The sequence below is a fragment of the Streptomyces sp. NPDC059142 genome (assembly GCF_042755665.1).
GTDB lineage: Bacteria > Actinomycetota > Actinomycetes > Streptomycetales > Streptomycetaceae > Streptomyces.
In genome coordinates this window covers 64,393-90,670 of sequence record NZ_JBHZDA010000021.1, presented here as the reverse complement: position 1 = coordinate 90,670, position 26,278 = coordinate 64,393, and the positions used below count along the sequence as shown (strand labels likewise).

General features: G+C 71.0%; 27 protein-coding genes. 15 read left to right on the top strand and 12 right to left on the bottom strand.

The features are described from left to right. The first annotated feature begins 96 nt into the window (after positions 1-96). The 6 genes from ACFXPK_RS11250 to ACFXPK_RS11225 all read left to right on the top strand — a co-directional run bounded on the left by ACFXPK_RS11250 (position 97) and on the right by ACFXPK_RS11225 (position 5,753). Positions 97-867: an enoyl-CoA hydratase/isomerase family protein gene (locus ACFXPK_RS11250; protein WP_385074076.1), complete on the top strand. Its 771-nt coding sequence runs from the start codon at positions 97-99 to the stop codon at positions 865-867. Between the two features lie 251 nt (positions 868-1,118). Then, positions 1,119-1,643, top strand: a complete 525-nt coding sequence (locus ACFXPK_RS11245; protein WP_384991973.1) for an ATP-binding protein — start codon at positions 1,119-1,121, stop codon at positions 1,641-1,643. A gap of 108 nt (positions 1,644-1,751) precedes the next feature. Beyond that, positions 1,752-2,564, top strand: coding sequence for a polysaccharide deacetylase family protein (locus tag ACFXPK_RS11240; RefSeq protein ID WP_385074073.1), 813 nt, complete (start codon positions 1,752-1,754; stop codon positions 2,562-2,564). After that, positions 2,564-3,769 (top strand): hypothetical protein, encoded by a 1,206-nt coding sequence (locus ACFXPK_RS11235; RefSeq protein ID WP_384991978.1) that lies wholly within the window; start codon positions 2,564-2,566, stop codon positions 3,767-3,769. The genes ACFXPK_RS11240 and ACFXPK_RS11235 overlap by 1 nt, the downstream gene beginning before the upstream one ends. Before the next feature lie 109 nt (positions 3,770-3,878). After that, on the top strand, positions 3,879-4,577 hold the full coding sequence (locus ACFXPK_RS11230) for an ADP-ribosyltransferase (RefSeq protein ID WP_385074069.1): 699 nt from the start codon (positions 3,879-3,881) through the stop codon (positions 4,575-4,577). A 57-nt stretch (positions 4,578-4,634) separates the two neighbouring features. Further along, positions 4,635-5,753 (top strand): CopD family protein, encoded by a 1,119-nt coding sequence (locus tag ACFXPK_RS11225; protein WP_385074066.1) that lies wholly within the window; start codon positions 4,635-4,637, stop codon positions 5,751-5,753. Positions 5,754-5,769: 16 nt separating this feature from the next. On the opposite strand, the gene ACFXPK_RS11220 is transcribed toward ACFXPK_RS11225, so the two are convergent. Beyond that, entirely contained in the window at positions 5,770-6,825 is a 1,056-nt protein-coding gene (locus ACFXPK_RS11220) for a L,D-transpeptidase (RefSeq protein WP_385074063.1), read from the bottom strand. A gap of 268 nt (positions 6,826-7,093) precedes the next feature. Between ACFXPK_RS11220 and ACFXPK_RS11215 the strand changes: the two genes are divergently transcribed. Continuing rightward, positions 7,094-7,978, top strand: a complete 885-nt coding sequence (locus ACFXPK_RS11215; protein ID WP_384991988.1) for a family 16 glycosylhydrolase — start codon at positions 7,094-7,096, stop codon at positions 7,976-7,978. A gap of 4 nt (positions 7,979-7,982) precedes the next feature. Here ACFXPK_RS11215 and ACFXPK_RS11210 read toward each other — a convergent pair whose 3' ends face one another. From ACFXPK_RS11210 to ACFXPK_RS11175, 8 genes are read right to left on the bottom strand one after another with little or no spacing between them, the layout of a single operon-like run. Next, a complete protein-coding gene (locus tag ACFXPK_RS11210; RefSeq protein WP_385074060.1) occupies positions 7,983-9,380 on the bottom strand; it encodes a condensation domain-containing protein in 1,398 nt (465 codons plus the stop codon). Beyond that, on the bottom strand, positions 9,377-10,447 hold the full coding sequence (locus ACFXPK_RS11205; RefSeq protein ID WP_385074058.1) for a hypothetical protein: 1,071 nt from the start codon (positions 10,445-10,447) through the stop codon (positions 9,377-9,379). The genes ACFXPK_RS11210 and ACFXPK_RS11205 overlap by 4 nt, the downstream gene beginning before the upstream one ends. Beyond that, positions 10,444-11,505 (bottom strand): phosphotransferase family protein, encoded by a 1,062-nt coding sequence (locus ACFXPK_RS11200; RefSeq protein WP_385074056.1) that lies wholly within the window; start codon positions 11,503-11,505, stop codon positions 10,444-10,446. The genes ACFXPK_RS11205 and ACFXPK_RS11200 overlap by 4 nt, the downstream gene beginning before the upstream one ends. Further along, a complete protein-coding gene (locus ACFXPK_RS11195; RefSeq protein ID WP_385074053.1) occupies positions 11,502-12,500 on the bottom strand; it encodes a Gfo/Idh/MocA family protein in 999 nt (332 codons plus the stop codon). Before ACFXPK_RS11195 ends, ACFXPK_RS11200 begins: the two co-directional genes overlap by 4 nt. Next, on the bottom strand, positions 12,490-13,848 hold the full coding sequence (locus ACFXPK_RS11190; RefSeq protein ID WP_385074050.1) for a hypothetical protein: 1,359 nt from the start codon (positions 13,846-13,848) through the stop codon (positions 12,490-12,492). The genes ACFXPK_RS11195 and ACFXPK_RS11190 overlap by 11 nt, the downstream gene beginning before the upstream one ends. Continuing rightward, entirely contained in the window at positions 13,845-14,117 is a 273-nt protein-coding gene (locus tag ACFXPK_RS11185) for an acyl carrier protein (RefSeq protein ID WP_384992004.1), read from the bottom strand. Before ACFXPK_RS11185 ends, ACFXPK_RS11190 begins: the two co-directional genes overlap by 4 nt. Before the next feature lie 8 nt (positions 14,118-14,125). After that, on the bottom strand, positions 14,126-15,301 hold the full coding sequence (locus ACFXPK_RS11180) for a radical SAM protein (protein ID WP_385074047.1): 1,176 nt from the start codon (positions 15,299-15,301) through the stop codon (positions 14,126-14,128). Between the two features lie 11 nt (positions 15,302-15,312). Further along, positions 15,313-16,656: an MFS transporter gene (locus ACFXPK_RS11175; protein ID WP_385074044.1), complete on the bottom strand. Its 1,344-nt coding sequence runs from the start codon at positions 16,654-16,656 to the stop codon at positions 15,313-15,315. A 332-nt stretch (positions 16,657-16,988) separates the two neighbouring features. Between ACFXPK_RS11175 and ACFXPK_RS11170 the strand changes: the two genes are divergently transcribed. The 4 genes from ACFXPK_RS11170 (at position 16,989) to ACFXPK_RS11155 (ending at position 20,313) form a co-directional block, all read left to right on the top strand. Then, the gene (locus ACFXPK_RS11170) at positions 16,989-18,071 is read left to right on the top strand and encodes a hypothetical protein (RefSeq protein WP_385074041.1); all 1,083 of its coding nucleotides are present in this window, start codon (positions 16,989-16,991) and stop codon (positions 18,069-18,071) included. A gap of 211 nt (positions 18,072-18,282) precedes the next feature. Continuing rightward, complete coding sequence (locus ACFXPK_RS11165; protein ID WP_384992015.1) at positions 18,283-18,726, top strand: Asp23/Gls24 family envelope stress response protein; 444 nt, start codon at positions 18,283-18,285, stop codon at positions 18,724-18,726. A gap of 90 nt (positions 18,727-18,816) precedes the next feature. Then, on the top strand, positions 18,817-19,389 hold the full coding sequence (locus ACFXPK_RS11160) for a hypothetical protein (RefSeq protein ID WP_385074039.1): 573 nt from the start codon (positions 18,817-18,819) through the stop codon (positions 19,387-19,389). A gap of 6 nt (positions 19,390-19,395) precedes the next feature. Further along, a complete protein-coding gene (locus ACFXPK_RS11155) occupies positions 19,396-20,313 on the top strand; it encodes an SRPBCC family protein (protein ID WP_385074037.1) in 918 nt (305 codons plus the stop codon). Here ACFXPK_RS11155 and ACFXPK_RS11150 read toward each other — a convergent pair. Continuing rightward, positions 20,310-21,167 carry a Cof-type HAD-IIB family hydrolase gene (locus tag ACFXPK_RS11150; RefSeq protein WP_385074034.1) on the bottom strand — a complete coding sequence of 286 codons (858 nt, stop codon included), beginning with the start codon at positions 21,165-21,167 and terminating at the stop codon, positions 20,310-20,312. The two genes, ACFXPK_RS11155 and ACFXPK_RS11150, sit on opposite strands and share 4 nt — an antisense overlap. Positions 21,168-21,877: 710 nt before the next feature. On the opposite strand from ACFXPK_RS11150, the gene ACFXPK_RS11145 reads away from it, so the two are divergent. Further along, positions 21,878-22,573: a hypothetical protein gene (locus tag ACFXPK_RS11145; protein ID WP_385074032.1), complete on the top strand. Its 696-nt coding sequence runs from the start codon at positions 21,878-21,880 to the stop codon at positions 22,571-22,573. 94 nt (positions 22,574-22,667) lie between these two features. On the opposite strand, the gene ACFXPK_RS11140 is transcribed toward ACFXPK_RS11145, so the two are convergent. Then, the gene (locus ACFXPK_RS11140; protein WP_385074029.1) at positions 22,668-23,183 is read right to left on the bottom strand and encodes a hypothetical protein; all 516 of its coding nucleotides are present in this window, start codon (positions 23,181-23,183) and stop codon (positions 22,668-22,670) included. Positions 23,184-23,299: 116 nt separating this feature from the next. Between ACFXPK_RS11140 and ACFXPK_RS11135 the strand changes: the two genes are divergently transcribed. The 3 genes from ACFXPK_RS11135 to ACFXPK_RS11125 all read left to right on the top strand — a co-directional run bounded on the left by ACFXPK_RS11135 (position 23,300) and on the right by ACFXPK_RS11125 (position 25,409). Continuing rightward, positions 23,300-23,656 (top strand): hypothetical protein, encoded by a 357-nt coding sequence (locus ACFXPK_RS11135; protein WP_385074027.1) that lies wholly within the window; start codon positions 23,300-23,302, stop codon positions 23,654-23,656. Positions 23,657-23,683: 27 nt separating this feature from the next. After that, positions 23,684-24,424: a transposase gene (locus ACFXPK_RS11130; RefSeq protein WP_385074086.1), complete on the top strand. Its 741-nt coding sequence runs from the start codon at positions 23,684-23,686 to the stop codon at positions 24,422-24,424. A 301-nt stretch (positions 24,425-24,725) separates the two neighbouring features. Next, the gene (locus ACFXPK_RS11125; RefSeq protein WP_384992033.1) at positions 24,726-25,409 is read left to right on the top strand and encodes an IS110 family transposase; all 684 of its coding nucleotides are present in this window, start codon (positions 24,726-24,728) and stop codon (positions 25,407-25,409) included. A gap of 48 nt (positions 25,410-25,457) precedes the next feature. Here the strand turns inward: ACFXPK_RS11125 and ACFXPK_RS11120 are convergent, their stop codons facing one another. Continuing rightward, the gene (locus ACFXPK_RS11120; protein ID WP_384992035.1) at positions 25,458-26,171 is read right to left on the bottom strand and encodes a Crp/Fnr family transcriptional regulator; all 714 of its coding nucleotides are present in this window, start codon (positions 26,169-26,171) and stop codon (positions 25,458-25,460) included. Positions 26,172-26,278 lie beyond the last annotated feature (107 nt).

The following is a 26,278-nucleotide window of genomic DNA, read 5'->3' as shown; positions in this document are numbered from 1 at the left end:
CCTAACCCCCCGCCCCCGTCCCCCCTGGCCCCGGTCGCGCACCCCACCGGTGCGCGACCGGGCCCGTTGTGGTGAGCGGCGGTTAACCTTTCCGGCATGGCATTCGTGAATCTTGAGGTCTCCGGCGGCGTCGGTACGATCCGGCTGGACCGCCCGCCGATGAACGCACTCGACGTCTCCGTCCAGGACCGGCTGCGCGAGCTGGCCGCCGAGGCCGGCGCCCGGGACGACGTGCGCGCCGTGATCCTGTACGGCGGCGAGAAGGTCTTCGCGGCCGGCGCCGACATCAAGGAGATGCGGGAGATGGACCACGCGGCGATGGTCGTACGCTCCCGCGCGCTCCAGGAGTCCTTCACGGCTGTCGCCAGGATCCCCAAGCCCGTCGTCGCGGCCGTCACCGGGTACGCGCTGGGCGGCGGCTGCGAGCTGGCGCTCTGCGCGGACTACCGCGTCGCCGGGGAGAACGCCAAGCTCGGCCAGCCCGAGATCCTGCTCGGGCTGATCCCCGGCGCGGGCGGCACCCAGCGGCTCGCGCGGCTGATCGGCCCGTCCCGCGCCAAGGACCTGATCTTCACCGGCCGCCAGGTGCGGGCCGACGAGGCGCTGAGGATCGGCCTGGTCGACCGGGTAGTCCCGGCGGCCGAGGTGTACGAGCAGGCGCACGCCTGGGCGGCGAAGCTCGCGCAGGGGCCCGCGCTCGCGCTGCGCGCGGCGAAGGAGTCGGTCGACACCGGGCTCGAAACGGACCTGGAGAGCGGTCTGGCCGTCGAACGCACCTGGTTCGCGGGCCTGTTCGCCACCGAGGACCGCGAACGCGGGATGCGCTCCTTCGTGGAGGACGGTCCGGGCAAGGCGAAGTTCCTCTGAGAATCGCCCTGTTGGACATTCGTGGCCGTTACGTCAACCCTGTGCACCGCCCGGGGTGACCTTAAGGCAGCCTTAAGGCAGTCTTGGCGATCACATGTGGCGATCTTTCAATCGGTTCCCGTCATCGCAGGTCAGGAGAGGTGCTCAAGCTCAACTTCTGCCAAGGGCATATGCCGATCACGCCCCCCGGAATGCTTCGTTCCGGGGGGCCCAATCCCCTGGAACACCCACGAGGAGGGCGCTGTCCGGCCATGATGGGGGACATGGCGGGCCTGGAAGGTACGGAGCAGCCGCGGCAGCGCGGAAACGCCGCCGCCGAGCGGTGGATACCGTCCGTCGACGACGAACAGGCGCTCAAAGCGCTGGAATTGTTCGGCAATCCGACGGAGGCGGAGGTGCGGTTGCCGTCCCGTCCCGAGTCCGCCGCCGCCGCCCGCCGGATCACCCACAGCGTGGTCCTCCGCCAGTGGCAGCTCTCCCCGCAGACCGCCGAGTACGCCGTCCTGCTCGTCTCCGAACTGGTCGGCAACGCCGTACGCCACACCGGCGCCCGCGTCTTCGGATTACGGATGCTGCGCCGCCGCGGCTGGATCAGGATCGAGGTGCGCGACCCCTCGCGCGGACTGCCGTGCCTGATGCCGGTGCGTGACCTGGACACCAGCGGGCGCGGGCTCTTCCTCGTGGACCGGCTCTCCGACCGGTGGGGCGTGGATCTGCTGCCGCGCGGCAAGACCACCTGGTTCGAGATGCGCGTGGCGGACCGTCAGACCCCGTAGCGCCGGACGGTCCCGCCGCCGCGCCCCGGGCCGGACACGGCGACCCGCGAAAGGCCCCGTAGCGGGTCAATCGCCACCTTTCACCCACTTTCCCCCTTAAATGGGGTCGTGATCCCGATCGACCGCCGCAGCGCACTGCGCGCAGCAGCCGGCGCTGCCGTCACGGGCGCCCTCGCCACCGGCTGTTCCGACACCGCACCCACTTCTGTACAGCGGCCCGCGTCCCCCTCGGGGACCGGTCCTGGACCCGGTTCCGGTGACCGCTCCGGTCCGGTGCGGCCCGCCACCCGTACCGCCCCCGCGCCCCGGCGCTTCCCCGGGCAGCCCGCCGAGATCGCGCACGGTCCCCGCGACCGTGCCCGGGTCGCCCTCACCTTCCACGGCCAGGGCGACCCCGCCACCGCCACCGCCCTGCTCGCCGAGGCGGAACGGGCCGGCGCCCGGGTCACCGTCCTCGCCGTCGGCACCTGGCTCGACGAACAGCCCGCCCTCGCCCGCCGGATCCTCGACGGCGGCCACGACCTCGGCAACCACACACTGCACCACACCGACATCTCCGACATGGACGAGGCGGCGGCGTACGCGGAGATCGCCGGCTGCGCCCAGCGGCTGCGCCGGCTCACCGGCTCCATCGGCACCTGGTTCCGCCCCTCCCGTACCCAGCACGCCACCCCCCTGGTCCAGCGGCTGGCCGCACGGGCCGGCTATCCGCACACCCTCTCGTACGACGTCGACTCCCTCGACTTCACCTCGCCCGGCGCCGCCACCGTCGTCCGCACCGTCACCGAAGAGATCCGCGAAGGCTCCGTGGTGAGCCTGCACTTCGGCTACGCGGACACGGTGGCCGCGCTGCCCGCCCTCCTCGACGCACTGGAACGCCGCGGCCTGCGCGCGGTGACGACCACGGAGCTGCTGACCTGATGCACCCCACCGCCCGCCGCGCCCCGCGCCCCGCCGCCCGGCTCGCGACCACCGCCGCCGCCCTCGCCCTCGCCGCCCTGCTCGCCGGGTGCGGCGACTCCGGCGCCCCCGCCCGTACGGAGGCGGCCGTCACCAAGGCCGCCCGCCCCGCCGTCCCCGCGCGGTCCGTGCCCGCCGGTCTGCCGGGCATGCCGCCCGTGCAGGACCCCAAGGACATCTACGCGGCCGACCGCCCCGGCAAGCTCTCGCCCGTCGTCCGGGGCTTCCCCTCCCGGGTGTACGTGCCCAACACCAACTCCGACACCGTCTCGGTCATCGACCCGGCCACGTACGAGGTCATCGAGACGATCCCGGTCGGGCGGCAGCCGCAGCACGTCGTACCGTCCTGGGACCTCAAGACCCTCTGGGTCAACAACAACCGGGGCCACACCCTCACCCCGATCGACCCGGCCACCGGCAAGGCGGGCGAACCGGTCGAGGTGCACGACCCGTACAACCTGTACTTCACGCCCGACGGCAAGTACGCGGTCGTCATGGCCTCCCTCGACCGGGAGCTGGTCTTCCGCGACCCGCACACCATGAAGATCGTCAAGACCGAGCCGGTCACCTGCGCGGGCGTCAACCACGCGGACTTCTCCGCCGACGGCCGGTACTTCATCGTCTCCTGCGAGTTCTCCGGCGAACTCCTCAAGGTCGACACCGCGAAGATGAAGGTCGTCGGCGAGCAGAAGCTGCCCTTCGAGGGGGCCATGCCGCAGGACGTGAAGATCTCGCCGGACGGCGGCACGTTCTACATCGCGGACATGATGGCCGACGGGGTCTGGGTGCTGGACGGGAAGAAGTTCTCCACGCCGAAACTGCTCCCCACCGGCAAGGGCACCCACGGCCTCTACGTGAGCCGTAACTCCCGCGAGATGTACATCTCCAACCGGGGCGAGGGCTCCGTGTCCGTCTTCGACTTCACCCGCAACGCGCTGACGAAGAAGTGGGAGCTGCCGGACGGCGGCAGCCCCGACATGGGCGGTGTCTCCTCGGACGGCAAGGTCCTGTGGCTGTCGGGGCGTTACGACGAGGAGGTGTACGCGATCGACACCACCAGCGGCAAGCAGCTCGCCCGGATCCCGGTCGGCAGCGGTCCGCACGGACTGGCGGTCTACCCGCAGCCCGGCCGGTACTCGCTCGGGCACACCGGCGTCTTCCGCTGACCGGCCCGCGCCGCCGTTACGTCCGCCGGGGCGTCCACCGCCCGGCAACTCGCCCCCGTCCGGGTGACGGTCCACGGCCCGCCGCCGCGGAGCGAGCAGGGTGCTCCCCATGACCACTTCTCGCCTGCGGCGGCGGGCCGCGGCCGTCGCCCTCTCCGCCGCCGCCGTGTTCGTCCCCGCCTCGGTCACCGAGGCCGTGTCCGGCCCCGAGCCGGCCCCGTCGGCCGTCGTGCGCCCCGCCCCTGTCCCCGCCGCCGGTTCCGCCACCCCGGCCACGGGGCCCGGCCCCACGGCCGAGCCCGCCCCGGCCGCCGACCGGTGCCCGCTCGTCGAGGACCGGATGTTCGCCGCCGTGGACCACCGGGTCGAGGTCGCCCGGATCACCCCGGCGCCGTTCTGGCGCACCGACTGCAAGCAGCTCTACCGCGCCGACGGCCGGGCGCCGCGGCTCGTCTTCGAACAGGGGCTCCACCCCGACGCGCCGCTCGGCGGCCGGTACGACCTGGGCCGCCACACCCTGGCCGGGCAGGGCTCCCCGTACGTCTCGGCCAGCTACGACCACGACCTCTACAAGGCCACGGTGGGCGACAGGCCGCTCTACAACTACTACATCGACGCGCCGGGCGGCATCGACGTCGACCGCACCCTCGGCGCCGCCCGGCCCCTCGCCGGGGACGACGAGGTCGCCTTCCCCGGCGGGGTCTCGCGGGAGCGCATCGTCGGCGCGTGCCCGGTGGACCCGGCGAAGAGGACCGAGACCATGGCGCTGTGCGAGGACAACCCGCACTACCAGCCCTGGCGCGGCTGATCCCTCCGCCGCCCGTCCGCGTTGCCGCCCTCCGCGCTCCGCGGAGATGATGAGCGGGTGATATTCCCAGGCCCCTCCGTCGAGGACACCGCCCGCGATTCCGGCAGCGGTTCCGCCCGCGGGGCCACGCCGGTCACCGTGGGGCTCGTGGCGGGCGGCGCGCTGGCGGCCGTCCTCGTCGCGGTGGTGGGCGTGAGCCTCGCCGGGCGGGGGACGGGGGAGCTGCGGATACCCGGCGCGGGCGCCACCACCGTCCTGCGCGCGGCCGTCTTCGCCGCGCTCGCCGTCCACCTCGGCGAACTCGCCGGCACCCGGCTCGCCCGCACCGGACCCGCCCGCACCGGACCCGCCCGCACCGGACCCGCCCGCACCGGACCCGCCCGTACGGGACCCGCCCGTACGGGACCCGCCCGTACGGGAGCCGCCCGCACCGGACCCGTAACCGTCTCCGGTTCCGTTCCGGCACCGGCTCCCGGTATGCCGGAGCCCCGCCGTCTGTCGGTGACCGCCTCGCTCGTCGGGGCCGCCGCCTCGGCCGGGCAGATCCTGCTGCTGGCCCGGGTCAGCGGCCTCGACCTCGCCACCGTCTACGGCACCTCGGACGGCCGCTTCCTGCTCGTCATGGCCAACGGCTTCCTGCTGGCCGCCGGCTGCGCCACCCTCACCCGTCCGGCCCTCGCCCTCGCCCCGCTCGCCGCGGTCGTCGGCGCCGAGGCGCTGCGGGCCCACCCCGAGCCGTACACCCCGATGCTGGGCGTCGCGCTCACCGTCGTCCACCTCACGGCCGCGTCCCTCTGGACCGGCGGGCTGCTGTACGTGCTGCGCGCCATGTGGCTGCGGCGCGGGGACCCGGCCGGGTCCCGGGACCTGCTCGGCCGGTACGCCCGCCACGCGGCCCGGCTCCTCGCCGCGCTGGCCGCCACCGGCACGCTCTCCACGCTGCGCAGGCTCCCCGCGGACGTGGTCCTCACCTCGGCGTACGGCAGGGTGCTGATGGCCAAGCTCGTCCTGGTGGCCGTGGTGTGCGCGCTGGCGCTGACAGCCAGGGTCCGGCTGCGCCGGGGCGGCGACGCGGGCCGCCCCGCCCGCGCCGAACTGGCCTTCCTGGCCCTGGTCGTCCTGGTCTCCGCGGTGCTGACCGTGGTCCCCGACCCGCACTGGCTCAGCACCCGCTGAGGGCTGCGCGCCGGGGTCACCTCAGCGCACTGCCGGCCAGCCACGCGCTCCAGGGGACGTTCCAGTCCCCGTACCCGTTGCCCGGATCGACCGTCTCCGGCGCGCCCGTGACCTGGACGACGTCCCCGGGGATCACCTCCTCGAAGAAGCGGCGCGCCGTGCCGTCGGTGGGGAGCCCGACGCAGCCGTGGGTGACGTTGCTGCGGCCCGCGTGGGCGTCGGCCATCGGGTTCTCGTGGAGGTAGGTGCCCGAGGAGGTCAGATGGACGGCGTAGTTGTAGTAACCCTTGTACTCGTCGCCGAAGCCCACCGTGCTGGAGTCCATCAGCAGCCTCCGCTCCTTCCCGGCGACGACCATGACGCCGTTCCAGGTGTCCATGCCGGGCGCCCCGGCCGTGATCGGGACGCGGGTGGCGACGCCCGCCCTGACCACGGTCATGGAGTGGTCGCGTACGTCCACGGTGGCGACCAGGGACCGGCCGACGGTGAAGCGCCGGTTCACCGCTCCCCCCGGCCCGGCGTCCGCGCCCGGTCCTGAGCCCGCGCGGAGCGTGACCTTCGTACCGGTGGGCCAGTACTCGCGCGGGCGGTAGTCGAGGCGCCCGCCGTCGAGGAGGTTGCGGTCCTTGACCCAGCTCCAGGCGCCGGTCACGCGCGGGCTGCTGGTGACGCGCAGGGCCCGTTCGACGGCGGCCCGTTCGGCGACCGGTACGGGCTGCTCGAAGACCAGCGACATCGGCATCCCGACCCCGACCACGGCACCGTCCTCGACATTGACGCGGACGCGCTCCAGGGCCTCGGGTACGGGCGCGGGAGCGCTCGGCCGCGCGGGACGGGCGGCGGCGGGCGTCACGGCGTTCGTCGACGCCTTGTCGTCCGACGCCTCGTCGGGCCGTACGCCGCCCAGGAAGGAACAGCCCGTCAGCGCGAGGGCGCACAGGCCCGCGGCTCCCAGGCCGTACCGGGGAAGCGCACGGAAACGGACAAGGAGACGGAGAGCGGAAGGGACCCGGACACGGACGCGGGTCCGGGTTGCGGTGTGGTCGGTCTTGATGTTGGCTCCCGAGATCATCGGGTTCCCCTCGGCGGAGTTCCGGGCGAGCGCACGGCACACGGGCAGGTCATAGGACATGGGAACGGGTCGGTCATGACGGAGGGCGAGTCCGACGCCTTCTACGGCTCGACGTTCCCCCTAATGGTCGGCGCTCCCTACGCCATGACGGGTGATCCGGGCGAGCGGGGACCCGGCCCCGGAGCCCTGCCGCACCCGTTGACGCCTGATGATCCCCTTGGGAATGTGGTGAGTCCTGATGCTTTCTGTCCCATCGTGGGGAGACGTCATGCGGGACGTACCGGCACGGAACGAGTCGCACGGCAACCCTGACCACCACGGCCGGGCGCACGCGGCCGGCACCGGCCGCCGAGGATTCCTCGGCGGAGCCGTGGCGCTGGGCGGCGCGATGGCCCTGGGCGCCGCCCCGCCCCGTACGGCGCGGGCGGCGACGGCGGCGGCGTGGGAGGACGTGATCAACGGGTCCTTCGGCAGCTACTCCGCCTTCGAGGCCAGGTGGAACTACCTGTATCCCTGGGGCAGCGACCACAACGGCAGCGCCCGGATGTACGGCAGCCCCACCGACCACAACCACATCTACCTCAACTCCGGTGTGCTCACCCTCCAGGCCACCCGGATCACCTGGGACGAGGGCACGAGCGGTTCCACCCCGCACCTCCCGATCCGCTACCACTCGGGCGCGGTGCACGCGAAGAACCAGATCGTGGTGACCGACCAGTTCCCCGACTACGAGGTCAAGGGCGAGTTCCAGGCCCCGAGTGGGGCGGGCACCTGGCCCGCGTTCTGGCTGACGGGGGTCAACAGCTGGCCGCCCGAGAGCGACATCCTGGAGTTCAAGGGCAACACCAACAACTGGTTCAACACCTTCCGTACCTCCTCCGACGTGTCGAGCACCGTCGTCGGCGTCTCCTCACCCGGCTCCTGGCACACCTACCGCGCCTGGATCACCAAGGTGAGCGCCACGGACGTGGACATCCACTACTACCTCGACGGCACCTGGAAGGCCGTCCACCGGGGCGCCGGGTTCGTCGGCAAACCGCTCTGGCTGATCATCAACCTCCAGATGGAAGGCTCCTCGGGCTCCTCCGGGCCGGGCGGCGACACCTTCTACCGGGCACGCAACGTCTACGTGGGCCGCAACCGCGCCGCCTGACCCCTCAGGACCGCGCCGTCCCTGAAGCCGCCTCGCGCGCCGCCCCGACCAGGAGCCGTTCGACGGCGAACAGGGCGTCGGTGATGGCGCTCCTCGGCAGGCAGGAGGTGTCGGCCGCGATGTCCAGCAGGGGGTGGCCCGCGCTCTCCGTGACGCGTACGTGCAGCTTGATGTCGCTGTTCGCGGAGTGGAGGAGTTCCCAGCTCACCTCCGGGGCGCGGGCCGGGGGCCGGGTCGTGGACGGGCGTTTGGCGCCCCGGCTCCGTACGTCGTTGAAGAGGTAGGTCAGGTCGAGCGGGGCGCCGCGCCGGGCCTCGATGTCCCTGGTCGCCTCCGCCAGTTCCGCCGGGTCGTACCGGGCGTGGAAGTAGGCGCGCATCAGGTCGCGTTCGACACGGCGCGCCAGTTCGGGGAAGGTGCCCGAGGCGGTGTCGACGGTGACCACCGTGTGCTGGGAGAGGTTGCCGACGTAACCGTCGAGCGCCTGGTCGAAGCGGTTGCCGACCGGCAGGCGGAAGGTCATCGCGGGGTGCCCGGTGCGGGCGGCGAGGACCCGGGCCACGGCGCTCAGCCAGAGGGCGCTGGAGCCGAGCCCGGACCGTACGAGCACCGTCTCGGCCTCCGCGAGCGCCCCGGAGGCGAGCCTGCCGCACCAGATCGGGGCGCCCGCCACCGGTTCGGCGGGGGAGGGGAAGAGCGGGGGCGGGGCGTCGGCGAGCGTGGCGCGCCAGTGGGCGACGGACCGTGCCGAGGTACGGCGGCTCCGCGCGCGGGCCTCCGCGGCGGCCTGCTCGGCGGGCCCGTGCACGACCGGCGGGAGCGGCGCGGGGAGTTCCCCCTCGCGTCCCGGTGCGGCCGTCGCGTGCGCCAGGAGCGCTCCGGCCTCCGCGGCGAGCACCCGCTCGCTGTGCCCGTCCAGCACCACATGCGAGCAGACCAGTACGAGGTACGCCGCCGCCCCGCCCCGGGTCACCACGGCAAGACGGGGTGCGAACTCCCGCTCCAGCAGCGGCTCCTCCTCCTGGAACGCCGCCACCAGCGCGGCGGCCGTCGCCCGCTCCCGGCCCTCGCCCGGCGCCTCCTGGACCAGCACGCGCAGCACCCCCTCGCGGTGGATCACCTGGTACAGCCCGCCCGCGTCCTCCTGGAAAGTGGTACGCAACGACGCGTGCCGGACGACGAGTTGCCGCAGACAGCCGAGCGCCGTGTCCAGGCCGCACGGGGCGCCGACCGGGATGATCTGGGAGAGCTGGTAGAAGCCGCCGGGACGGTGCCTGGCGATCGTGCGCCACATCTCCCGCTGGCCCCACGTCGCCTCGTACACGCCCCGGGGACTTCCGGAAGGGGCGCCGAACGCCAGGTCGACCGTCGTCCGGAGCGTCCCGAGCGAGCCCGTGGTCATGACACGGCCCCTTCCGCCAGCAGCCGCGAGTAGTCCGGGAGCCGGTGCGCGGCCTCCCGGAGCGTGTGGTGCAGCTTCTCGATCACCGCCAGGTCGAACCCCGTCTCCGCCCAGTGCGCGAACGTGATGCCGAAGCCCAGCTCCCGCCAGAGCGCGCTGTTGCGCTCCTCGTGGCCACCGAACGGTTCGAGCAGCACGGCCGGGGTCGCCGACCAGAGCGAGTCCAGCAGGGTGCCGCCGCCCGGCTTGCTGACGGTGGCGACCGCGGCCCGCGTCAGATCGAAGGAGCCATGGTGCCCGGCGCCGCGGGTGAAGCGGGGCGGCTCGCCCGGTACGACCCGGCCGAACGGCGGATAGCCGTCGTCCAGCCACGGATGCCACCCGGGGTCGACCATGAACGAGCGCACGCCCGGGTCGTCACCGCTCACATCGGCCTCCTCGTACGCCACGACGTCCAGCGCGAAGCCGTGCGCGCGCAGCTCCCCGGCGCGCTCCCGGTAGGTGCCGATGCCCCAGCCCCCGCCGTGCACCAGCAGCCGCCGCTCCCGCTCGTGCCAGGGGAGCGCGGGCTCCCGCGTGACGGGGATGCTGTACGGGATCCGCCCGCCCGCCGCGTCGGCCAGCCACACATGGCGTACGCCGGGCGCGGGATGGCCGGTCTTCACGAAGGACGGCGAGGCCACCGAGTCCACATGGCAGACGTCGACGGGCGGCGCACCGGCCCCGTACCGGTCCAGATACCGCTCGACGATCGGCAGCCAGAAGCCGGAGAACACCACGAACCGGTCGATCCGCTCCGCCCGCCAGCGCGCGAGCAGCTCCTCGACGGCCGCGTCCGCCACGGTGGCCGACGGATCGGTCGCCACCCGCTGACCGGTCAGCGCGAACCGGAAGTCCCGGTGGAACGCCCACTTCATCGCGGCCGTCGTCGTCAGCGTACGGTCCGGCAGCAGCCGTTCCAGCACCTGGACCCCGGCGTCGACGCCCTGTTCGCGGAGCCGGTCGGCCAGCAGCAGCCCGGGTACGTGCACACCGAGCGCCACCCCGGAGGTGAGGATCCGTATCACGGCCGGTCCCCGGTCCCGGCCCCCGACAGGGCCGCCAGTTCGGTGCGCAGATGCCGGGCCACATAGCGGTCCCTGGCCGCCTGTTCGGGGCCGGAGAACCCTCTCGGCACCGCCTCGACCAGCATGATCAGATAGAGGTAGCAGCGGTAGAGGGCGAGCCGCCGCCGGGTCTCCGCGTCGAACACCACCCGGCCGCCCGCCGACCGGTAGCCGCCGAGGAACGCCTCGTCGCGCTCGATGTCGTCGAACAGGACCAGCGAGACCAGCTCCGCCAGCGGATCGCCCCAGAACGCGCGCTCCCCGTCGACCAGGCCGCTGATCCGGGGCGCCGCGCCCGGGGCGGGCCGGTCCACGAGGACATTGCCGTCCCAGAGGTCGAAGTGGACCAGCGCCGGGGTCGTCACGGCGTCGAGCGGATCCGCCGAGGCGCCCACCGTCTCCCGGATCCGCCCGACGGGCTCCGGCAGGCGTACACCGAAGGTCTCCGCGTCGGCCAGGACGGCGTCCACCATCGCGAGGAACACGGCGCGCCAGCCCGGCTGGGACGGGGGCAGGGCGCCGGACCGGTCGGCGGACAGGGCCTGCGGGTAGCCGAAGGCCGGCCCCGTCACCCGGTGCACCGCCGCCACCATCGCGCCCAGTTCGGCGCGGAGGGCCGCCCGCTCGTCGTCCCCGATCTCCTCGCGCGCCGCGTGCCAGTTGGTGCCCGGCAGATCGGAGAGGACCAGGAAGTCGGTGTCGATCAGCTCGCGGGAGAAGTCCGCGCACACCACCTCGGGCACCGGCGCCCGGCCCGCCGCGGCCGCGTAGAACAGCCCCTCGGTCCGCATGATGCCGTGTTCGTAACGGAGCGTCGGTCCGGTCGGGTCGGGCGCGATCTTGACGACGAGGCTGCGGTGGCCCGGCCCCTCGCCGGACAGCCGGACCCGGTACACCGTGTTGAATGTCGCGTCCGCCAGCTCGGTGCGCGAGCGCACCAGAGCGGGGTCGACCCCCGCCGCCGCGAGCATGCGGCCGAACTGCCGCTCCCCGGGGCGCCGTCCGTACAGGTTGTTCACCGTGTCTGCCTTTCCGACGCGCGGAGCGCGTCCTGGTGGATCGAGGCCATCAGCTCGACGCGCGCACCGGCCCGCTCCAGCGCGCCGTCGTCCTCCGGGGAGCCGCCCGACAGCATCGCCCGGACCCGGTCGAACTGGGAGTCGTAGTACGCCACCGGCGGGAACGCCAGCACCTGCCGGGTCCCGTCCGCGCGCCGGACCACCAGGTTCAGCGGCAGCGCGCCCATCGTCGGCAGCAGGAAATTGCGCAGCCGCACCTCCGCCGTCCCGAACACGAACGTGTGGCGGGCCTGGTGGACCTCGCCGACCTCGCAGTGGAGCACCGCCTCCCGGCCGTCCGCCCAGTCGAGCCGGGCCTCGAAGGACCGGTCGCTCCCGTACGGGCCGTCGAACCGCCCCGTACCGCGCCCCGTCACGGAGCCGAGCCCCACCGTGGCCTGGACCGCCTGGAGCCAGTAGCTCGCGCAGTCGCGGAAGATCCCGCCGCCCAGCTCGGGCCGCTCCCGGTAGCTGCCCGGCGCCGGGACACCGAAGCGGATGTCGGTCCGCACCGAGCGCAGCCGCCCGTACCGGCCGTCCTCCACCATGGCGCGGACGGCGCCCTGCCACGGATGGCCCGCCGTGGGCACCGCCTCCACCACCCGCACCCCGCCGGCGGTCGCCGCCTCCCGGATCGCGGCCAGTTCGGCGGGGCCGAGACAGAGCGGCTTCTCCACGACGACATGGCGTCCGGCGCGCGCGGCGCGCACCGCCCACTCCCGGTGCGCCGAGTTGTGCAGCGACACATACACGGTGTTGACGCCGGGGTCCGCCAAAAGGGCCGCGTAGTCGGCGTGCACCCGGGGGATCCCGTGCCGGGCGGCGAACGAGGCGGCGCGCCCGGGATCGCTCGCCGCCACGGCGCGCACCCGTACGTCGTCGAAGCGGGAGCCGGGCCCCACCACCGCGCGCTCGGCGATCGCGGTCGCCCCGATCAGACCGATGTCAAGCCGCATCGGCCACCCCGCCGGCCGCCCCTTCGACGACGCCGCGGGGCGTCATCCCGGCCTCGGCCGCCGCCGCCAGCACCCGGCGCCGCAGCGCGGGCGCGTCCTCGGGGCGGCAGAACAGGGCGCAGTGCACCCGGCTGTTGGGGGCCGCAGGCGTACTGCCGCTCAGCAGCGTCACCCCGGGGCGCGCGCCCCCTCCGTACAGCGCGCCGTTCCGGCGCAGCGCGGCGGACAGCTCGGCGAAGGACCGGCCCGGCGGTACGGTGACGTCCAGCGGCCAGAGGTGACCGCGCAAGCCGTCGCCGCCCTCCCGCACCCGCTGGTCGAGACGGAGCGCGAGCAGACCGAGGGAGCGGCGTGCGTTGATCTCCAGGACGGGGACGACGCTCCCGTCCTCGATCACCATGGAGTCGACGCCCACCGGCCCCCAGTACCCGGCGGCGGCCAGCGCGTCGGCCACCGCCGTGAGCGTGGCGAAGTACCCCTCCGCGTCGAGGCGGGCGAGGAAGCCGGGGTCGGCCGGGTGCGAACCGGCGTACCGGAAGCGGTGGTTGGTCATCATCAGCACGCCGAGGACGGTGACCCCGCCGGTACGGTCGATCCGCAGATGCCCGGAGAAGTCGTACCGTCTGACGTACCGGCGCTGCACCACCAGCTCGATCCGCCGCCCCGCCGCGACCTGCCGTCCCAGGGTCCGCAGGACCGCGCGGAGCACGCCGGGCGCGGCGATCTCCAGGGTGTCCCGGCCCGACACCCCGTACGGGTCCTTCACCAGCACCGGGTATCCGAACTCGGCGACGGCCGCGTCCAGTTCGTCCGTCGTACGGACCACGCGCCCGGCGCCCGGCAGCCCGAGCCGCCGGACGAGCGCGTTGGACCAGGTCTTGGAGTTGACCTCGGCGACCACCGCCGCGGGCGGCAGCAGACCGGGTCTGCCGAGCCGTCCGGTCAGCGCGGCGGTGTCGGGGAGCACGGCGTAGGGCAGGAGGTCCTGACAGGCCGCGACGCGCGCGCACGCGGCGGGATCGGCGGCGATCAGCGCGTCGACGGTGCGGGGGTGTTCGCCGTCCGCCGCCCCGGGCCGCAGGACGTACGGCTCGAAGCCGATCCCGCACGCGGCCAGCCCCTCGCGCACCTCGGCCGCCATCGGCGCCCGGGTCACCAGCAGATCGCCCGGCGCGCAGAACCCGGCCAGCAGCTCGTCCATCGCGGCCACGACCCCCGCGCCGCCCGGCAGGGCGACCGCGGGCAGGGCGGCCAGCTCCGGATCCCGCCACCACCGCTCCGCGTCGAACGTCCCCCAGTGGGCCGCGCGGCCCGCAGGTTCCGCCGGGCCGCCCCGGCCCGCCGTCACCGCGCCGCCGCCACGCCGAGACCGGCGACGTACCCGACGAACTGCCGTACCGACCGCAGATCGTCCAGCCGCAGGTTCTCGTAGTCCAGCTCGATGTCGAAGGCGTCCTCGATCCCCAGCAGGAAGGAGATCACCTGGAGTGAGTCCAGGCCGTACTCGTCGATCAGATCGGTGTCCGGGCCGATCGCGTCCCGGGCGGCGCCGTCCGGCAGCACACCGGCGAGCACATCCTTGATCCTCAGCTCGATCTCGTCCACGGTCACACTCATCCCCACCCTCACACTCCGTTGAGATACAGAAGAATGCACTTCGAGCAGACGGGCATCATGCCGCCCTCGGCGAGCGTCCTGCGCACCTGCCGGAAGGGCTCGCTCTGCCACAGCTCCTCGACCGGCGTGTCGTACAGATTGCCCACCACGAACTCCGGGAAGAACTTGCACGAGCTGACGTTGCCGTCGGCGTGCACCTCCATCCGGTTGGACACCGCGAGGCACTTGCTGCGCTTCTGCGCCGGGCGGGACGTGCCGAGGATGAAGTCCTCGACCTCGTCGACGTCGAGCTGCGGCTGGTAGCGCACCCGGACCCGCCAGGCCCGCTCGGCCAGCCGCCGCATGGAATCCCGCAGCACCGGAAGCTGTTCCGCGGGCAGTTGGTAGGTGTACGAGTGCCAGGTGGGCTTCTTCGTGCCGGTGTCCGGCTGGAGCCAGGCGAACGACTTCTCGTACAACTCGTCCATCGCGCCCGCTACTTCGGGGCTGATGTACCAGGGGAACTGGAAGTACACGGTGTTGACGCCGAGTTCCTCCGCCCACTCCATGAACTCGTACATCTTGCCGACGGTGGCGTGCGAGACCATGCACGACAGCGACAGCTCACCGCGGAACCGCCCCTCGCGCTGGAGCCGCAGCATGGTCTCGATGTTCTCCACCGTCCTGCGGAACGTGCCCTTGCCGCGCAGCGCCTCGTGGTCCTCGCCCAGGCCGTCCAGGCTGACCAGCAGGTTGAGGTTCTCGCCGATACGGAGCAGATCGTCCAGCTTCCGCTTGAACAGCAGCCCGTTGGTGCACATGTTGACCGTACGGGGATACCGCTCCAGCAGGGCGGCGACCTCGCCGAACCTGCTGTGCATCAGCGGCTCGCCGCCCCAGAGGAAGAGCTTGGAGCGCAGGGGAGCGGTGTTGGCGAGTACGTCCTCGACGACGGACAGATCGAGTTCCGTACGCTGCCGGCTGGGGCTGAAGTCACGGAAGAAGCCCTGCTCGTTCCACTGGTAGCAGTGCGAGCAGCGCAGATTGCACCGATAGGTGAGCTGGAGGCTCACCTCCTGCGGCAGCGGGGCCGCGTAACCGGGGTCGGCCAGCAGGTTCTTGCGTGCGCGCGAACGGATCGACACCGTGTGCTTGATGTCGGCGAACTCCTTCGCCGACAGTGTCCTGGTGGTGGTCGGATGCATGCTTCTTCTCCTCACTCCGGGCGCCGGGACCCGGGGGGCCCGGGAGGCGCCGTCAGCGCGTGGTCGTTGAGCAGCGGTTCCTTTCTGAAGAGCAGGACGCTCGCTGCCGCGAGCAGGCCGCCCGCGGCGATCACCGTCCCGAGCCCGGCCGTCCAGCCCAGCCAGGCGCTCAGGGCCCCACCGGTGAGGCCGCCCGCCAGCGAGCCGAGCGGCACCGTGGAGAAGCTGAGCGTCCTGGTCACCGCGTGGACGGTCGACTGCCGGCCCGGCGGGGCCAGCGCCTGCCGCAGGCTCGCGTCCAGCACGCCCCAGACCGACAGCCACACCGCGGAGAACCCGCGGACCAGCACCAGCACCGGGACCGCCGCGGGCGTCCAGAGGAGACAGAGCGGCACGGCCAGCCACGACACGCCTTCGAGCCCGGTGAGCAGCAGGGCGCCCCGGGTGCCGAACCGGCCGATGATCCGGGACGCCAGGACGGCCCCCGCCAGCGCGCCCACCGCGCCCGACGCCAGCAGCAGCCCGCCGCCCACACTGGAGAGCCCGAGCCCGCGGTACGCGAACAGCAGGAGTACGGCGTCCACCGCCCCCGTACCGAAGCCGCGCAGCGCGGCTCGCGCGACCAGCAGCCGCAGCAGCGGATGGTCCCGTACGAAGCGCAGCTCCCGCCGGACCCGCGCCCCCACCGGCTCGCGCGGATACGGCCGCACGGGCAGCAGCTCCACGGCCCGGACCGGCGCCCGCGCCGCCGCCGACAGCAGGAACGGCGCGGCGGCCAGCGCGGCGGCGGGGGTCGGGCCGACCACTCCGAAGGCCACCCCGGCCAGCGCGGGCCCGGCCAGTTTGGTCAGGCTGTCCGCGCCGGAGAGCCGGGAGTTGGCGGCGACCAACTGGTCGCGGCCGACCAGGGACGGCAGATAGGACTGGCCGCCGATGTCGAAGAAGACGGTCGCCGCGCCGGCCACCGCGACCGCGACGACGAGATGGGTCAGGGTGAGCCGGCCGGCCAGCGCGGCGACCGGCACACTGACGAAGGCCGCGAACCTGACCAGCTCCGCGGCGACCATCACACCCTTGCGGCGCACGTGGGCCAGGGCGACACCGGCGACCAGCCCGAGCGCGGGATAGGCGAGCCAGCCCGTCGCGGAGAGGACCCCCACCTGGGCGCTCGATGCGCCGAGACTGAGGATGGCGACGCTCTGCACGGTGAACGCGGTGAGCCGGTCCCCGAGGCCGCTCATCGTCTGACCGCACCAGAACCACCCGAACCCGCCGGGCAGTCCACCGGTCACGGCCCGCGCCCGTAACCCCGCGGAGCCCCCGGCTTCCTGAGCCCTCGCCGTGGGCCCGCTCATCCTCGGGCGGATCCACCCGAGGGCCCGCACGGTGCGTACGGGCGTAACGCGGCCGGTGCGTCCACGGCTGTCCTCATGACCCCTCCGAACTGCCCCCGAGGGGGTGCTGCGGATGCGTGCGAGCGGGCGTGATCGTGAGCGGTGCCGAAGGTATCTGAGAGCGCTTCCAAGGGTCAAGAGTGCTGCAGGGTACGGGAGTTGCCGGAGAGCAGTACGAGGCGACGGGCGCTCCTGACGCCGGTCGGCATCGACGGGGCACGGGGGCGATTGCATCGGAGGAAGGGGCGCACGACACTGGGGAAGCGGGGCCATGCCCAGTGAGGAAGTGCCCTATGCGTCAGAGCGACAACACCGGCGACGAATACGACCGGACCGATGACGACCGGAATGATGACGACCGGACCGGACGCGACCGGACCGAATACGACCGGACCGCATACGACCGGACCGAACGCGACCGGGACGAATACGACGGGCAGAACGCGGAGGTCGTTACGGCGGAACCGGACGACTACACCGAGGGTGATGTGGTCGACCAAGGGCCGTCGGACGTGTATCTGGATGTTCCGGTGCTCAATGTCGACGAGATTCATCTGGATGTGCAGGACTTGCGGGCCCATGTGTCCCTTCAGGCCGAAGTCCTCGATCTGCTCAAGCTGAATGTCGGCGCCGATGTCGCACTGGGTGCGGTCGACCTCGACATCACGGGTGTCGAGGCGCAGGCGCAATTGAAGGTCCGCCTTCATAATGTCGCGACCATCGTCAACCGCGTATTGACGACGGTCGACCGTAACCCCGAGATCCTGGAACAACTGAGCAGGGGTCTGGGGCACGCGGTCGAGGAGGTCGGTACGGGAGCGGGCGGCGCCGTCAAGGAGATCGGCAGGGGGACGGAGCACGCCGCGGAGAGCGTCGGGCGCGGCGCTGAGGCGGCCGTACAGGACGTCGGGCGCGGTGCGGGCGAGGCCGTTGAGGACGTCGGTCACGGGGCCGGTGAGGCCGTGGACGATGTCGGTCACGGGGCCCGCGAGGCCGTGGAGGATGTCGGGGAGAGCGCGGGCGCCGCTGTCGACGAGGTCGGCGGGGACGTGGGCGGGGCGGTCCGGAGCACCGGCCGGGAGGTGGGGGACGTCGCGGGGAGCGCGGGCCGGCAGGCCACCGACGCCGCTACCGACGCCGCCGGAGCCGCGACCGAGGCCACGGCGCAGGACGCGCCCGGTACGCCCGACCGGACACATCGGCGTCCCCGGAGAGCCGAGGGCGGCGGTGCGGCGCGGCGGCGGAGCGCTCCGGCGACGAAGGACGGCCGGAAGCCGGCCAGGGCCTCCGTGGCGCGCCGCGGAGGCTCGGGTGACCGGCGAGGGGGTACGCGGAGAGCCAGGACGGCCGCGCGCCGCGACGCGCACCGACGCTGATTCTCCGGGCCGTACATCCGGGCGGTTGCGCCCGAACTCCGGGTGATGCCCGGTGGAGCTGAGCGACGATCACCCGAATGGCGTTATACGGATGCGCGGAGCACAGTGGATAAAGGGGCGCGGCCGCGAGAAGAGCAACGAATCATCTCCCGCCGGTGGCATCCCCCTCCGTTTGTCGGAAGCCCCCTGTCTTCGGGAAGGTGAGTGGGCCATGACAGTCAACGAAGCCACATCGACAGCGATGTCGAAGGGCCACCATGGTGCCGTCGAGGGAAAGACGACGATCGCGGATTCGGTGGTGGCCTCCATAGCCGGTATCGCGACGCGTGACGCGTCCGGGGTCTACGCGATGGGCGGTGGAATTTCCCGGACGCTCGGAGCCGCCAAGGACCGCATGTCCCGGTCCGACGACGTCACACGCGGTGTGCGGGTGGAAGTCGGAGAGAAGCAGGCCGCGGTCGATGTCGGCGTGGTGGTGGAGTACGGATATCCGATCCCCCGGACCACCGAGGAAATCCGGTCGGGCGTCTCCGACGCGGTCGAGAGGATGACGGGGCTCGACGTCGTCGAGGTCAACATCGGGGTGCTCGACGTGCACGTACCGGGTTCGGACGACAACGACGACAACAGCGGCGACTCCTCCCGCACCCGGTGACGGTCGGCTTCGCCGCGACGCCCGAACGGAGAACGGCCGGGGTGGCACGGGCCGGTCGTACGCCGAGAACCTGGCGAAGGTGGATCACTCATGGAAGAACAGACGAAACTCGCGCTGGCGGCTGCCGTCCTCGGCGGATACGTACTGGGCCGGACCAAGAAGGGCCGGCTCGCCCTGGCGGTGGCCACCGCCGTGTCCGGGAGAGGCATCGGTCTCGACCCCCGGGAACTGGCGGCCGAGGGAGCGCGCCGTCTGGCGGAGGCGCCCCAGGTCGCGGGGCTGAAGGAGCAGTTCCGCGAGCAGGGCATGACAGCCGCGGGCAGCGCGCTCTCCGCGGTCACCGACCGGGCGATGGGATCGCTGGCCGACACGATCAGCGGCCGGGCGGAGCGCCTCGGTGACACGGACGGCGAGGCCGGCGAGGACGACGAGGACGGCGAGGAGGAGTTGACGGCCGAGGAGGAGGACCACGTGGAGGAGGCAGAGGAAGAAGAGGAACCGCGCCCCGCGAGGCGTCGACGCGCCTTCCGCTCCTCCGGCGGGTCGGCCTCCTCGGAACGTCGCGGCACCCGCCCCTCGTCGGCGAAGAAGGCCCCGGCCAAGAAGCCGACCGGGAAGAGGACGGAGAAGACCGCGTCCCACCGCTCAGGCCGCCGGAGGTGACCCGGCATGACCAGCACACAGAAGGCCCCACCCGATACGGCCCCCTCGAACGTCGACCGGCTGCGTGAGGAGATCGCCCACTACGCCGGCCTCCGACTGGAACGTACGGTCGGCCGGGTGGGCGACAAGCTGTCCGATCTGACGGGACAACTGACGGACATCGCGGAGAACGGCGGCCAACTGCCCGCGATCGGCTCCCGCATTCTGCACGGCGAGACACCCGTGCGCGCGCTGCTCTCCGACAAGGCGAAATCCGTCAAGGACTCCGTGATGGACAAGGCCAAGGACCTGACGGGCGGCGGCCGGCCGGGCAGCGGGGACGTGAAGGTGACGAACATCGTCGAAGTCCTCGACGTGGGCGTGCCGTTGAGGACGGCGTACGACCACTGGACCGCGTACGACGAATTCGCCGGTTTCACCAAGGGCGTGGGCAACGCGTCGAAGGACGACGACGACCAGGCGGCGAGCGACTGGACGACCAAGGTGGGCCCCTCCACCCGGAGTTTCCGGGCGACCACCCTGGAACAGATCCCCGACGACCGGATCGTCTGGACGTCCGAGGGTGCGAAGGGGACCACGCAAGGGGCCGTCAGCTTCCACGAGATGGCGCCCAACCTGACCAGGATCGTGCTCGTGGTCGAGTACTACCCGTCCGGGTTCTTCGAGAAGACCGGCAACATCTGGCGGGCTCAGGGACGCCGCCTGCGGCTGGACTTCAAGAACTTCCAGCGGTACGTCACGCTCACCGACGAGGAGCCGGAAGCCTGGCGCGGCGAGATCCGGGACGGCGAGGTCGTCCGTACCCACGAAGAGGCGATGGAAGAGGAGCGGAACGGCGACGGGGCCGAGGAAGAACAGGAACAGGAACAGGAGAAGCAAGAACAGCAGGAGAAGCAGGAACAGCAGGAGAAACGGTCCGCCTAGCGCTGTGTCGAGGGCAGTCGCAGAAGCCGTTCGATCGTGCGCAGGACGCCGTCCTCGTTGTTGGAGGGAGCCGTGTACCGGGCACGGTCCAGGACGTCCGGGTGGGCGTTGGGCATGGCGAAGGACCACTCGGCGGCGTCGAGCATCTCCAGGTCGTTGAGGTAGTCGCCGAACACCAGCGTCTGGGCGGGGGTGATGCCCAGGTCCTCCTGGACGCGCCTCAGGGCGGCGCCCTTGTTGGCGGTGCGGTTCATCACGTCGATCCAGTGCTCGCTGGAGACGACCACCTGATGGGTGTCGGTGAACTCGCCGAGAGCCGGTGCGGTGGTGAGGGCGGCGGGGCCGAAGTCGAACAGGGCTATCTTGTTGATCTCGTCGTCGACGGCCGTGGCGTCCTCGACGCTCCGGTGGGCGACGTAGTACTTGGCCACCTGGGCCAGGAAGGCTTCGTCGGCGCGTTCCGTGTAGGCGTGATGTTTGCCGCAGACCACGGCCCCCACGTCGATGCCCTCGTCGGCGAGGCCGCGTACCTTTTTGACGAGCCGGGCGGCCACGGCCGGGTCCAGGGGGTCGGAGGCGAGTTCCCTGCCGTCGCGGACCACCTGGGTGCCGTTCTCCGCGATGAAGACCATGCCGTCGTCGACGCCGCTGAAGAGCCCGGCGAGAGTCGCGTACTGGCGGCCGCTCGCCGGGCAGAACAGGACCCCGCGTTCCCGCAGCAGCGCCAGGACCCGGCGCAGCCGCGGGGGCGGGCTGCCCGCGTCGTCCAGGAGGGTGCCGTCCATGTCGGTGACGATCAGCCTGATGTCGACCGGCTCGGTGGGCAGGTCCTGGTGTGCGACGGGTGAGTACATGGTTCCGTTCTCTGCTGGTGACTCTGCTCAGCGCTCAGCGTAGTGGCCCGGCCTGATCAGGATCGTACGGAGATACGGGCCGATTCAGGCCAGGGACTATTCGGGGACTTCTTGGTGAGAGCTGATTGCAACGTATCCGTTGCTGCGTGAGACGGCTGCGAGGTGGGGTCGTCGATCCTCGGGTGGCATCCGATGGTTTCGGCGAGCCCTCGTACTCGTGATGCGTAGGTCTCGGGTTCGAATCCCGAAGGCGGCTCCATGGTGAACCCCGGGTCAGACCTATGACCTGGGGTTTTTCTTTTGATTGACCTTGGCATTCGGGTAGATCGGACACTTGTGGACTGTGCATCGCAATGCGTTGGTCGCAGGTTCGCTCTCTGTCGCTAACGAGCCGCGAAGAGGATTTGACCTGCGGTTTTGGCGCATTGAGCCCTTCGGCTGGCCATGCAGGCAATGCTCCGGTGGACAGTCGGTGGACAAGCGTGCGTGACGGCTTGTCAGAACCGCCTCGCCGCCCCTGGGGGAGCCGAGGGTTTCGGGTGCCTTGGGAAGGGTGGTCGGCGGCGTAGGGCTTGTGCTGTTCCGACAGGCTGGGGAAACCCTGGCTGCCGAGGGGCGACGTCACTGGTGAGGTTTCCCGCCGCAGCGTCGCCCACGGACGGGACCTCCATCCGTGGGAGGACCGGCAGGCAGGCCGGAGTGCGGCGGAGGTGACAGCGTTGGTGGCGGACGAGGCGATGACACAGCGCCTGCTGGGTTGGCTGGTGCCCGACGGTGACCCGCTCGTCGCGCTCTCGGCGGCTGAGGTCGAACGGTTCTGCTGGTATGAGCTGCCTCGCAAGTGGCACGCGGACACCCCTGAGCAGCGGCGGGCTGTCGCCGTCCTGGCCGACCTGCTGACCGGAGTCGGCCGCGTTCGGGCCGCGGCGGTGTGCACGAGCGGGACCACCGCCCAGGTGCTGGCGGCCTGGCAGTGCTCCGAGGAGGCGGGCTTCGCGGCCTACCGCAAGGCCGCGGCCGCCTCGCCCACGACCCCGCCGGACGTACCCGAGCTGAGCTGGGGGCAGGTCATGGGCACCCGGGAAGCGCTGGCCCGTGCCAGCTTCGAACGGCGACTGGAGCAGGCTCTGGACGAGGGCGAGCTCGACCTGGACGCGCGTACGTTCCCGGCCGCGCGCCGTCGGTTCGTCCAGCACTGGCTCGCCACTGCGCAGCCCGTGTTCGAGGGCCGCGCCCTGCTCGCAGCCGTCCTGCCTGTCATGGAGGAGTCGGCTGCGGCACCTGTGGACATGGCTGAGCCGCTGCGGTGGTTGCTGGAACAGATCGGTGAGGGCGTCACCCTGACCCAGGCCGGCTACCTGCCACGGGAACGGGAGTGTCTAATATCAACGGGTCTGGCCCGTTAAGGGTTGGCACACCCCTACGTCGAGCAGGTGAGGGCGTGCGGCCCGCAGGCACGTCGCCTGCGGGCCGCATGTCACTCGGTGTGCCGGAACGACCTCAAGAGACGTGCGTCGTGGCAGCTGCCGCCACGGAACCGATCGGTGAGCAGGTGGCTTTGAGACCGCCGTTGTCCACCGTCAGCTCCGACGGTGTGAAGGTCACATCCCCAGGCGCCGAGAGGCTCACCTGCGCGGTCCCACCCGAAAGGACAGGGACGGTCCCCTGCGGAATCTCCTCAGGATTCGTCAGTCCAGTTGCCGTGACGGCTCCCGATCCGGCACCTCCCACGGTGACCACCATCTGAGCGGTGACAGATTTAGCGGGAACGGTCCCCGTGGTCTTGGTCCCATGCTCGACGGCGACCTGAAGCGTCACCGTGTCGCCCGTGTTGGCCGTCGCCGGAGCAGTGATGGTGATCTTCTCCGTGACCTCCAATGTCTGGCCGCCGGCGGCACATGAGTATGTGGTGGACACCGTGTCGGCCATCGCGGTACCAGCCCCGATTCCCGTGACCAGACCCAGTACTGCGCCGGTCATCGTAAGGCCTGCCGCAGTCCTGCCGATTGCGCGCATGACACACTCCTCTGCCGAGAATGCCGCAGCGCATCGAAGCGGCACCCTCACGTAGTCGTTATTCCTCGCGCAGCCTAGGAGTGACATGGTCAACTCAATACTCACTATTGAGCAACGTGATCGCGACCTCGGTGATCAAGTTCTTCGGCGCGGGCACGGCCGCGAAGGAGTTGTCCGTCGTGGCCGGGCTGGTCGTCGGCGCGGACAGCATCGACGACCCGGATGTCCGGCGCCGCGGTGGCCTGTCCCGCCTGTTCGGCCGGGTGCGAGCTCCATCCACGCTGGGCAACTTCCTGCGCGCCTTCATCTGGGGACATGTGCGCCAACTCCATTCCGCCACACGGGCGTTCACCTGCAACCTGGCCGCGCACACCGACCTGGTGCCGAAAACGGACGAGGTGGTGTTCGTCGACATCGACTCCAACGTCAAGCAGGTCCACGGGCCGGCCAAGCAGGGCGCCTCCTTCGGCTAGGCCAAGGCCCGCGGCCCGCACTTCCAGATCGTCACCGTCAAGACATCCACCTGCGCGCCAGTCATCGTCGCCGCCAGACTGCGCAAGGGCTCGGCAGGCTCCGGCAGGGGAGCTGCGAGTCGGCTGCGTGAGGCCCTGGCCACGGTGCGGGCGATGGGTATCACCGCGCAGATCATCGTCCGCGCCGATTCCGTGTATTTCTCCCACAAGGTCGTCGACGCCTGCCGCACGGCCGGCGTGCGCTTCTCTCTGGCGGTTACGGTCAAGAAGACGATCCGCGAGGCCATCGGGAACATCGCCGAGGACGCCTGGGCGCCGATCGAGTACACCGACGCCATCTGGGACGATGAGGAGGGACGCTGGGTCTCCGACGCGGAGCTCGCCAGATCCCCTTCACTGCGTTCCCACACCATGGCCCGGCTCATCGTGCGACGCGTGAAACGTCTCAACCCCAAAAACGTCCCCGAAGGCCAGGCCGAACTGTTCGGCGTCTGGCGCTACCACGTCATCTTCACCGACAGGCGCTTTACCCTCGGCCAGGTCGAGCCGGTGCATCGCGGACACGTCGTGTCGAACAGGCCTTCGCCGAGCCGGGGACTCCACGCTCGGCCGTCTGCCCTCGGGGAGGTTCACCGCGCACGCCACCTGGTTGGCTCGGGCCGCCACCTACAACCTCACTCGCGCCAGCGGCCCTCTCGTCTCTGTCTTCCACGCCAGGGCACGGACCGGAACCATCCAGGCTCAGGGAACTCGGCTGCACCAGGTTAACCTCGCGCTTTCCCGAGGAGGGCTGTCCGGCTGGTGATCAGGAAAGCAGAAAGTGCCTCTAATGGGAGCTGCCGGGTCCGGGAGAGACTCGGTGCCGTAGCCGCCAGCAGGCGAGCACTATGTGCCTCGGAACCGTTCGAGTTCTGTGGTCAGACCGTGCCCCTGCTGGTCGGCCGGAAGGCCAGACCGCTGATGGGGTGGCGTGCCCGCCGAGCATGGCGTGAGCACTGGATCCATTAGGGAGCGCGCGAGTCTTCCGCAGGCTGCACCAGCAAGCGAAGTACCTGACCAGGAGAGCAAGTTGCTGTTCATCGGCGACGACTGGGCCGAGGACCACCACGACATCGAGGTCCAAGACGCAACCGGCAGGAAGCTGGCAACCGCCAGACTGCCCGAGGGTGTGGAAGGCATCGTCAAACTCCACGAACTTGTTGCGAAGCACGGAGGTGACATCCTCGATGCCGGCCAGGTGGTGGTGAGCATCGAGACCGACCGTGGCCCGTGGGTGCAAGCCCTGCTCGCCACCGGCTACCAGGTCTATGCGGTGAACCCGAAGCAGGCCGCCCGGTTCAAGGAGCGGTACGGCACGTCGGGCGCCAAGAGCGACAAGGGCGACGCCCACGCGCTCGCCGACATGGTTCGCATCGACCGCGACCAGTTGCGGCCGATCGCCGGGGACACCGAACAGGCCCAGGCGGTCAAGGTCGTCGCCCGCGCCCACCAGAGTCTGATCTGGGAGCGCACCCGCACCTTCCAGCGGCTGCGTTCCGCGCTGCGTGAGTACTTCCCCGCCGCCCTCAACGCCTACGCCGATCTTTCGCTGACCAGCACGGATGCGATGGAGCTGCTGGTCAAGGCACCGACACCGCAGGCCGCGGCGAAGCTGACCCGCACGCAGATCGGGCGCTCAACCTGCCCAGACTCCGAAAAACCCCACCAGCAGTCACCACAAAGGGTCCGTCAGCAAGCTGACGGACCCTCATGAACGATCGAGGTTAATGGCCGTTGCTTCCAGTGGAGCCGGCGAGGACGATTATGCCGAGTGCCGGAGTACTGGTTCTCCTTCGTTCGGGTCCGTGGCGAGGAAATCCGAAGTAGAGGCGGAATCGACGAGCAGTGTGCCGTCCGGCAAGCGTCTGACGAGACCGAGGCCGTTGAAGTTCTTGAGGAAGAAACCTATCCGAGACCGGGTCGTCCCCACCATGGCGGCCAGTTCGTCGTGGGTGATCCGGGCGTCGATATGCTGCCACTGGGAGTCCTGCTCGGCAAAGCGGTCGGACAAGTTCAGCAGGATTGCCGCGAGCCGGTACTCGCACTTCATGGTGACCAGGTGCTTTATCATGCTTTCACGCTCGCGGATGCGCTGGGCCAGATGCTGGCTCCAGTACTGGAAGAGGTCGGGGTCGCTACACAGGCTGCGTACGAAGTCCCGGCGGTTAATACGCAGTACACGGCTGTCCAGTATGGCAGTGGCGGACTCTTCGTGCACGGATGGAATCAGCGAGAGTGCGCCCAGGATGTCGCCGCGCCGACATATGTCCAGGATGCATTCCTTTCCGCTGTGCGCGCTGGTGGTCAGTTTGATGCCGCCATGGATGATGAGGAAGAGGTCATCGATGGTCTCGCCGCAGGTGTAAAGGTTGTAGCCCCGCTCCAGAGTGATCGGGGTCAACGATATCTTGTAGATTTCTCTGTTCTGCAGCAGGTGTAAATGTAGGGCGGACTTGTCAAACTGAACACGCTGCATGAAAACTCCCCGTGAGTTATTTTCTGTACAGTGCGGCGGTGTTGTTTGTGTTCGTTTTTAAAAAGAAAAACCAAAAAAAGAAGCGATCTTATTTTCAAGTTTTGTGT

Coding starts and splice junctions, on each gene's coding strand:
- ACFXPK_RS11175 (WP_385074044.1), bottom strand. CDS start 16,656: ATGAGCGGGCCCACGGCGAGGGCTCAGGAAGCCGGGGGCTCCGCGGGG.
- ACFXPK_RS11165 (WP_384992015.1), top strand. CDS start 18,283: ATGACAGTCAACGAAGCCACATCGACAGCGATGTCGAAGGGCCACCAT.
- ACFXPK_RS11215 (WP_384991988.1), top strand. CDS start 7,094: ATGCGGGACGTACCGGCACGGAACGAGTCGCACGGCAACCCTGACCAC.
- ACFXPK_RS11245 (WP_384991973.1), top strand. CDS start 1,119: ATGATGGGGGACATGGCGGGCCTGGAAGGTACGGAGCAGCCGCGGCAG.
- ACFXPK_RS11220 (WP_385074063.1), bottom strand. CDS start 6,825: ATGATCTCGGGAGCCAACATCAAGACCGACCACACCGCAACCCGGACC.
- ACFXPK_RS11170 (WP_385074041.1), top strand. CDS start 16,989: ATGCGTCAGAGCGACAACACCGGCGACGAATACGACCGGACCGATGAC.
- ACFXPK_RS11195 (WP_385074053.1), bottom strand. CDS start 12,500: ATGCGGCTTGACATCGGTCTGATCGGGGCGACCGCGATCGCCGAGCGC.
- ACFXPK_RS11185 (WP_384992004.1), bottom strand. CDS start 14,117: ATGAGTGTGACCGTGGACGAGATCGAGCTGAGGATCAAGGATGTGCTC.
- ACFXPK_RS11160 (WP_385074039.1), top strand. CDS start 18,817: ATGGAAGAACAGACGAAACTCGCGCTGGCGGCTGCCGTCCTCGGCGGA.
- ACFXPK_RS11120 (WP_384992035.1), bottom strand. CDS start 26,171: ATGCAGCGTGTTCAGTTTGACAAGTCCGCCCTACATTTACACCTGCTG.
- ACFXPK_RS11235 (WP_384991978.1), top strand. CDS start 2,564: ATGCACCCCACCGCCCGCCGCGCCCCGCGCCCCGCCGCCCGGCTCGCG.
- ACFXPK_RS11180 (WP_385074047.1), bottom strand. CDS start 15,301: ATGCATCCGACCACCACCAGGACACTGTCGGCGAAGGAGTTCGCCGAC.
- ACFXPK_RS11230 (WP_385074069.1), top strand. CDS start 3,879: ATGACCACTTCTCGCCTGCGGCGGCGGGCCGCGGCCGTCGCCCTCTCC.
- ACFXPK_RS11150 (WP_385074034.1), bottom strand. CDS start 21,167: ATGTACTCACCCGTCGCACACCAGGACCTGCCCACCGAGCCGGTCGAC.
- ACFXPK_RS11155 (WP_385074037.1), top strand. CDS start 19,396: ATGACCAGCACACAGAAGGCCCCACCCGATACGGCCCCCTCGAACGTC.
- ACFXPK_RS11210 (WP_385074060.1), bottom strand. CDS start 9,380: ATGACCACGGGCTCGCTCGGGACGCTCCGGACGACGGTCGACCTGGCG.
- ACFXPK_RS11140 (WP_385074029.1), bottom strand. CDS start 23,183: ATGCGCGCAATCGGCAGGACTGCGGCAGGCCTTACGATGACCGGCGCA.
- ACFXPK_RS11250 (WP_385074076.1), top strand. CDS start 97: ATGGCATTCGTGAATCTTGAGGTCTCCGGCGGCGTCGGTACGATCCGG.